The sequence below is a fragment of the Isoptericola sp. NPDC055881 genome, from assembly GCF_053615895.1.
The window spans coordinates 1-7,831 of record NZ_JBSHCR010000113.1 but is presented as its reverse complement, the minus strand read 5'-3'; the positions used below and the strand labels follow the sequence as shown (position 1 = coordinate 7,831).

Below are 7,831 nucleotides of genomic sequence, written 5' to 3'. Positions count from 1 at the left end.
CCCCACGCGGTTGGCGGTCCTTGCTTCCGTTGGGGGGCGCGCACTTGGGGGTTTTTCCGTTTCTGAGAGCTCAGAACGTGAACAACCACCTGTTCGGCTGGGGCGGTCGCTACCGCTTCGGCGCCCGGACGTTCAGGGCCTTGGTCACCTCGCTCGGCGCGTAGCGCGCGTCACCGGTGTAGCGGACGACGACGTCGTGGCCGCCCGGCGGCACCGAGCGGGTCGGCACGTCGACGCTGGCGCGACCGCCGACGAGCTCCGCGGTGACCGTCTCCTCGCCGAGCCGGACCGTCACCGTCCCGGTCGCCGTGGGTGACGACCCCCGCCCCTCGGCGGCCGTGACCGTCACCTCGACGCGGGCGTCGGTCCCGCGCACGACGGACGCCGGCGCGATCTTGGCCCGCACCGCACTGGGGGTGTCGCCCGTGGCCGGCGCGAGCCGCAGGAACGTGATCGAGTGCGCCGGGAAGTCGTACGTGAACGCACGACCCGCCCCCTCGAACGTCCGGTCCACCGGCACGACCCGGTTCGGCCGCGTCTTCGTGTTGGTCGCCGACGGGTCGGCCACCATCTCGGTCACGCGTGCCGACGCCGCCGGCTCGAAGCCCCCGGTGACCGCGACGTCGGTCCGGGCCACCGTGTCACCCACGTTGACGACCTTGGCGACCAGCTCGCCGGTGTCCTCGTCGTGGGTGACGACCTGGAACAGCGACTTCGTGACCGGCTCGGTGTACGTGAGCTGCAGCGCGCCGTCGAGGTAGAGCCGGATCGTACGGCCCTCGACGACGATCTTGATGCGGTAGTCACGACCGTTCACCAGCGGCGTGAAGGACTGCGCCGCGGCGACCTCCCCCTGGCGCGCGCCGTCGGCACGCTCCAGCACGGACCGGGAGTTCCCCCAGCCGCCCACGTTCCACCAGTAGAAGTCGTCGCTCGCGCTCGCGCCGAAGCCGACGAGGAACCCCTCGGCGCCGCCCGTCTTCCGGGCGGTGACCTCCATCGTGTAGTCGTGCCAGTCCTCGTCGTAGGCCCCGGCGACGATGCTGCGGGCGTCCTCGACGCCCGCCGCGGACTGCACGTACCTGCCGTCGGCCACGGACCAGCTGCCGCGCTGCGACTCCCACGCCGACGCGTCGTCGAACGTGTCGGCGAACAGGACGTCGCCGGTCGCGTTGTCGGTGACCCGCACGTCGTCGTACGCCGCCTGCGTGAGCCAGGTGGACAGGAAGACGCCGCCGTCGACGTCCGGCGGCACGACGTCGGGGCCGTCACCGAGCTCGGACGGGACGACCTGGTCTCCCGTGCTCGTCATGAACATCTTCTGCGTCTGGTAGTTGACCGAGCCCCACGACTCGTCGTTGTCGAACCACATCATGTCCGGCGACCACTGCACGTAGTCCTCGTTGGCGAACATCGGCGCGTAGGACGCGAGCTCCACCACGTCGGCGTTGCGCTCCAGGCCGGTCATGTAGGCCGCCTCCGCGAGCGCGTTGCCGAAGGTGTTGCCCTTCGACGCGTACTCCCCCAGGAAGACGTGCGGGCCGTTGCGGTCGTAGGAGTCGTAGCGCTCGGTGTTCGTGAGGAACCAGGACGGGTCGTTGTAGTAGTGCTCGTCGACCATCGCGACGCCCTGCTCACGGTTGAAGTCCCAGAGCTCGTCGAAGCGTGTGCCGGCGTCGTCCGGCCCGGAGTTGGAGATCACGGTGACGTCGGGGAACTCCGCCTCGATGGCGTCCCGGAAGGCCGGGAAGTTCTGCTGGAACTTCGGGGTGTTCTCCTCGTTGCCCAGGCCGATGTACGGCAGGTCGAACGGCTCGGGGTGCCCCAGGGCGGCCCGCTTCGCGCCCCACTCGGTGTCCGTGGAGCCGGTGGCGAACTCGATGAGGTCCAGCGTGTCCTGGATCCAGCGGGGACGCTGGGCGTCGGTCATCTCCGGGATCCGCGACCCGCAGCCGTTCGCGCCGACGGACACGACGGGCAGGGCGAAGGCGCCGAGGTCCTCGGCGAACTCCAGGTACTCGAGGTAGCCGATGCCGTACGACTGGTTGTAGCCCCAGAAGTTCCAGTTGGTCGGCCGCTCCTCGACGGGCCCGATCGTCTCCTTCCACTGATAGGTCCGCTGCCGGTCCTGGCCGTCGGAGTCGAGGTAGGAGTCGAAGGTCCCCACGTTCGTGACGCAACCCCCCGGGAACCGCAGGAAGCTCGGGTTCAGGTCGGCGACCTTCTCGGCGAGGTCCTTGCGCAGGGAGCTCTTCCCGTTGACCGGGCCCACCCACGTGTCCTGCGGGAACAGCGACACCATGTCGAGCCTCAGCGTCCCCGCGGCGCCGGACGTCACCTGCAGCCGCGCGGCGTTCGTCGTCACGGACGCGCGCACCGTGGCGGTGTACTTCCGCCAGTCGTCAGACCCGTCGACGGCGACGGTCGCGGTGCCGTACGTCGTCGCGCCGTCGGCGGAGACGAGACGGACGGCGAGGTCCTGGGCGACCTCGCTGCGCGCCCAGACCGAGAAGTCGTACGACGCGCCGGCGGTCAGCGCGACGCCCTCGTTGAAGGACGAGTTCGAGACGCCGGTGGTGCCGTCGGAGGTGAGGGTGAGGTAGTGCCGGTTGCTGTCGTTCAGCCACTCACCGCGCTCGGACTGGACGGCGATCGCGCCGCCCCCCGTCCGCTCCCAGCCGGTCAGCCCGGTGAAGCTCGCGTTGTCCTCCTTGGCGAACTCGAACGACCGGTTGCGCACCAGCTCGGCGTACAGGCCGCCGTCGGCGGCGTAGTTGATGTCCTCGTAGAACACCCCGTACAGGTCGTCGCTCATCGGCGTGCGCGCGGCGTCGGAGTCGATCGTCAGCCGCTGCTCGACGACCTCCGGCTCCCCCGGCGGGTACGCGGCGAGCAGCGCCTGCTGCTCGGCGGTCGTGATCGGCAGCACGGTGCCGTGCCGCGGGTGGCTCGGCAGCTCGGCGTCGGGCACGGACGTCCAGTCCCCGCTCGCGAGGTCGTCCGTGCGGAACAGCATGTAGCCCTGGCCCCCGTGGTAGGAGGGCTGGTCGATCATCATGTACCAGGAGTCGTCGGTCAGGGACGGGAAGACCGTCGGCCCCTCCCCCGCGGTGAACTCGCCGCCCCACGGGTTGGGCTCGCCCACGCCCACGTGCTCGGCGACCAGGTCCCACCCGTCGCCGGCGGACACGCCCTGGGTGCGGTACAGGTCGTCGGAGGACTCCTCGCGGACCGTCATGTCCGCCTCGTCCTTGGTGAAGCGGTAGTAGGTGCCGTCGTCGACCGCCACGGTCGAGTCGATCATGCCCCGGCCGGCCCCGCGCCGTGCGTCGATCCACACCTGCGGCTCGGAGAAGCTGCCGGCGGTGAAGTCGGGCGTGGTGGCGGACAGCATCCGCTGGTACGACGTCGCGATGTCGCGGTCCTCGGGCGCGACGTCGTCCGGGTAGAGGGCCGACGCCCAGTACACGAGGAACTGCCCCGTGCCCGCGTCCCAGGTCGCCTCGGGCGCCCAGAGGTTGCCGGCGTCCGGGGGCGCCAGCTCGACCTCGTGCTGGTCGGACCAGTGGATCAGGTCGTCCGACGACCACACCATCATGGACCGGCTGCCGGTCTCCTGGGCGTCGCCGAAGCTGCCGCCGCCGGCGATCCTCAGGTCGGTGGCGAGCAGGTAGTAGGTGCCGGTCTCGGGGTTGCGCGTGAGGAACGGGTCGCGCAGGCCCTTCGTGCCGAGCGTGGACTCGAGGACCGGCTCCCCGCCGTTGAGGGTGCGCCACGCCGTCGGGTCGTCGCCCTCGCTGACGGCCAGGTAGATCTTCTCGCCGCCGTCCTGCTCGCCCGCGAAGTAGGGGAAGACGTAGGCGCCGCCGTCGGCGGCCGGCTGCACGGCGCGTTGGACCGCTGGCTGGGCGGGTGCCGCCCGTGGGGGGACGGCGGCTGCCGCGGAGGCGGGCAGCACGAGGGCGAGGGCCAGCGCCAGGGGCGCGGACCGTCGGGATCGGATATTCATCGTTGTAGATCCTCCGGTGAGTACGTCGTCGTACAGATGCGGGGGTGCGGTAGGACGGCGGGCCGACGGCGGTGCACGCCGCCGGCCCGGCCGCCCGGACGGGCGCCCGGTGCCCAGAGGGCTAGGAGCGCCGCAGCGAGAGCAGCCGCTGCAGGATCACGAAGACCAGCAGCAGCGCGCCGATGACGATCCGCGTCCACCACGAGCTGAGCGTGCCCTCGTAGGTGATGATCGTCTGGATCAGGCCGAGGACGAGCACGCCCAGCACCGACCCCAGGACGAAGCCGGTACCGCCGGTCAGGAGGGTGCCGCCGATCACGACCGCCGCGATGGCGTCCAGCTCCATGCCCACCCCGGTCAGGGAGTACCCGGAGCGGGAGTACATCGCGAACAGCAGCCCGCCGAGACCCGCACAGGTCCCGCTGATCACGTACACGAGCACCTTGGTGCGCGACACCGGCAGACCCATCAGCCGGGCGGACTGCTCGCCCCCGCCGATGGCGTACACCGTGCGGCCGAACTGCGTGTAGTGCAGCAGGTAGAACGCGACCACGATCACGACCAGCGCGACCGCCACGCTCGACGTGATCCGGAACTGGCCACCCACCCAGGTGTCCCACCCCGCCAGCGCGACGAACGACTCGTCGTTGATCGGGATCGACTCCGGCGCGATGAGGAAGCACAGGCCGCGCGCGAAGAACATGCCCGCCAGGGTGGCGATGAACGGCTGGACCTCGAAGACGTGCACCATCGCGCCGACCAGCAGCCCGATCACGGAGCCGATGAGGACGACGACGGGGACCACGACGCCCGCCGGCACGCCGGCCTGGAACAGGTAGGCGGCCGTCACGCCGGACAGCGCCAGCACGGCTCCGACCGACAGGTCGATCCCGCCCGTGAGGATGACGAACGTCATGCCCACGGCCAGCACGATGAGGAACGAGTTGTTGATGAACAGGTTTGCCAGGACACCCACCGACAGGAAGTTGTCGTAGCGCACCCCGCCCACGAGGAGGAGCAGCGCCAGCACGACGAACGTGCCGAGGACCGGCAGGTAGCGCCGGTCCACCCGGAACCTGCGGCGGCCCAGGGTGAGGACCGCGGGGCCGCCCGGCGACCCCGCGCCCTGGGCGGCGCCGCTGTCGGGGATCACGGTCGTCATCACGCCACCGCCTTGGAGGTCGAGGGACGGCGGCGCGACCGTTCGGCCAGCTTGCGGCGCACCACCGGGGACTGCGCGAGGGTCACCGCGGCGACCACGAGCGCCTTGAACAGGGGCGTCACCAGGGGCGAGATGCCCAGGTTGGTGACCGTGAGGGTCAGGGTGGCGATGATGAGCACCCCGACGAACGTGCCCGACAGCGAGAACTTGCCGCCCGCGAGCGACGTCCCGCCGATCACCACCGCGAGGATCGCGTCGAGCTCGATGAACAGGCCCGCGTTGTTGGCGTCCGCGGCCATGACGTTCGACGCGAGGATCAGGCCGGCCAGCCCGGAGAACAGCCCGGACAGCGCGAACACGGTCCAGACGATGGTGCGCGCCTGGACGCCCGCGAGCCGGCTCGCGGACGGGTTGATGCCCACGGCCTCGACGAGCATCCCGAGGGCGGTGCGCCGCGTCAGCAGCGCCACGAGCGCGAACACGCCGAACGCGACGAGCGTGGCCACGGGGAGGCCGAGCCAGAAGCCCGCGCCGAGCGTCTTGAAGGGCGCGCTGGTCACCGTGGTGATCTGGCCCTTCGTGATGAGCATGGCGATGCCGCGGCCCGCGGTCATGAGGATGAGCGTCGCGATGATCGGCTGCACCCCGACGACCGAGACGAGGAACCCGTTCCAGACCCCCAGCAGCAGCGACAGCACCAGCGCGATCCCGATCGCGCTGAGCACCGTGCCGGGGGACGACGGGTCGGGCGCGGTGGCGATGAAGCTCAGCGCGACCGCGCCGGCGATCGCCACGACGGCGCCGACGGACAGGTCGATGCCGCGCGTCGCGATCACCAGCGTCATGCCGAGCGCCACCAGCATCAGCGGCGCACAGTTGCGCAGGATGTCGATCGGCGAGCCGAACAGGTGCCCGTCGAGCACCGAGACCGAGAGGAACCCGGGCCGGAAGACCGTGTTCGCCGCGAGGAGCGCGACGAGCGCCGTCACCGGCCAGAACAGGTGGTGCTGCACGACGGCGCCGAACCGGCCCGTGGTGCCTGCGCCGGCGCGTGCCGGGCTGGTGGTGGGGCTGGTGGTGGTCATGAGTCCGTCCCTCCGCTCGCGATGAGCTCCACGACGTCGTCCACTCCGACGCCCTCGTCGTTGACCAGCTCGGCCACCTTGTGCCGGTCGCGCAAGACGGCGATGCGGTGGCTGAGGCGCAGCACCTCGTCCAGCTCGGCCGAGATGAACACCACCGCCATGCCCCTGGAGGCCAGGTCGGCGACGAGCCGCTGGATCTCCGCCTTGGCGCCGACGTCGATCCCCCGCGTGGGCTCGTCGAGGATGAGCAGCTCCGGCGCCGTGGCGAGCCACCGCGCGAGCAGGACCTTCTGCTGGTTGCCGCCCGAGAGGTTGCGCAGGAGCGCGTCGGGGTCGGCCGGCCGGATGCCGAGCGCGGAGACGTAGCGGTCCACGATCTCGTCGACCTGCCGGGCGGGCATGCGCCGCATCCAGCCGCGCTCCGCCTGCAGCCCCAGGACGATGTTCTCTCGGACGGTGAGGTCACCGACCACCCCTTCCGCCTTGCGGTCCTCGGACGAGAACGCGATGTCGCGGTCGATGGCGGCTCGGGGGCCGCGGAACCTCGTGGTCGTGCCCTTGACCTGCAGCGTGCCCGTGTCGGCCCGGTCCGCTCCCGCGAGGAGCCGGGCGATCTCGGTGCGCCCCGAGCCCAGCAGGCCGGCGAGGCCGACGACCTCCCCCGGGTAGACCTCGAGGTCGAACGGCTGGACCGAGCCCTTGCGCCCGAGCCCGACCGCCTTGACGAACGGGGTGCCGCCGACCGGGGCCTCCGCCCGGTCGGTGCGCACCTGGAGGTCCTCCAGGACGTCCAGCGAGCGCCCGATCATCCGGGAGACGAGCTCGCTGCGGGTGATCTCCGCCGTGCGGTACTCGCCGACGCGTGCGCCGTTGCGCAGCACCGTCATGCGGTCCGAGATCTCGTAGACCTGCTCGAGGAAGTGGGAGACGAACAGGATCGCCACGCCCTGCGCGCGCAGGCGCCGCACGACCGTGAACAGCCGGGCCACCTCGTCGGCGTCGAGGCTCGACGTCGGCTCGTCGAGGATCAGCACCTTGGCGTCCACGACCATCGCGCGGCTGATCGCCACGAGCTGCTGGACCGCGATGGAGTGGGCGCCCAGCGACGACGCGGGGTCGATGTCGAGGCCCATGGTCGCGAGGTGCCCGGCCGCCTGGTGGCGCGTGGCCCGCCAGTCGATCGCCCCGAACCGCCGGGGCTCGTTGCCGAGCATGATGTTCTCGGCGACGGTGAGGTTCTCGCACAGGTTGACCTCCTGGTACACCGTGGCGATGCCGGCGCCCTGCGCCTCGCCCGGGCCGGAGAACCGGTGCGGTGTGCCGTCGACGAGGATCTCGCCGGCGTCGATGCCGTAGACGCCCGTGAGCGCCTTGATCAGGGTCGACTTCCCGGCGCCGTTCTCGCCCATGAGGGCGTGCACCTCGCCCGGGAAGAGGCGGAGGTCGACACCGTCGAGCGCCTTGACGCCCGGGAACTCGATGGAGATCCCGGTCATCTCGACCACGGGTCGCTCCGCCGCGGGAGTGCTCGTCATCCTTGACCTTCCGTGGAGCGCGGCGGGCGCGGCGCGGACT

General features: G+C 71.2%; 4 protein-coding genes. All 4 read right to left on the bottom strand.

Annotated features, from left to right (window positions below):
* Window positions 1-109 precede the first annotated feature (109 nt).
* A complete protein-coding gene (locus ACWGKI_RS20080; protein ID WP_452189393.1) occupies window positions 110-4,009 on the bottom strand; it encodes an alpha-L-arabinofuranosidase C-terminal domain-containing protein in 3,900 nt (1,299 codons plus the stop codon).
* Window positions 4,010-4,130: 121 nt separating this feature from the next.
* Entirely contained in the window at window positions 4,131-5,171 is a 1,041-nt protein-coding gene (yjfF, locus tag ACWGKI_RS20075; protein WP_380242791.1) for a galactofuranose ABC transporter, permease protein YjfF, read from the bottom strand.
* On the bottom strand, window positions 5,171-6,256 hold the full coding sequence (locus ACWGKI_RS20070; protein WP_452189391.1) for an ABC transporter permease: 1,086 nt from the start codon (window positions 6,254-6,256) through the stop codon (window positions 5,171-5,173). Before ACWGKI_RS20070 ends, yjfF begins: the two co-directional genes overlap by 1 nt.
* The gene (locus ACWGKI_RS20065; RefSeq protein ID WP_380242795.1) at window positions 6,253-7,791 is read right to left on the bottom strand and encodes a sugar ABC transporter ATP-binding protein; all 1,539 of its coding nucleotides are present in this window, start codon (window positions 7,789-7,791) and stop codon (window positions 6,253-6,255) included. Before ACWGKI_RS20065 ends, ACWGKI_RS20070 begins: the two co-directional genes overlap by 4 nt.
* Window positions 7,792-7,831 lie beyond the last annotated feature (40 nt).

Excerpts from the sequence above, each read along its gene's own strand:
- ACWGKI_RS20070 (WP_452189391.1), bottom strand. The coding sequence starts at position 6,256 with ATGACCACCACCAGCCCCACCACCAGCCCGGCACGCGCCGGCGCAGGC.
- ACWGKI_RS20065 (WP_380242795.1), bottom strand. The coding sequence starts at position 7,791 with ATGACGAGCACTCCCGCGGCGGAGCGACCCGTGGTCGAGATGACCGGG.
- yjfF (WP_380242791.1), bottom strand. The coding sequence starts at position 5,171 with ATGACGACCGTGATCCCCGACAGCGGCGCCGCCCAGGGCGCGGGGTCG.
- ACWGKI_RS20080 (WP_452189393.1), bottom strand. The coding sequence starts at position 4,009 with ATGAATATCCGATCCCGACGGTCCGCGCCCCTGGCGCTGGCCCTCGCC.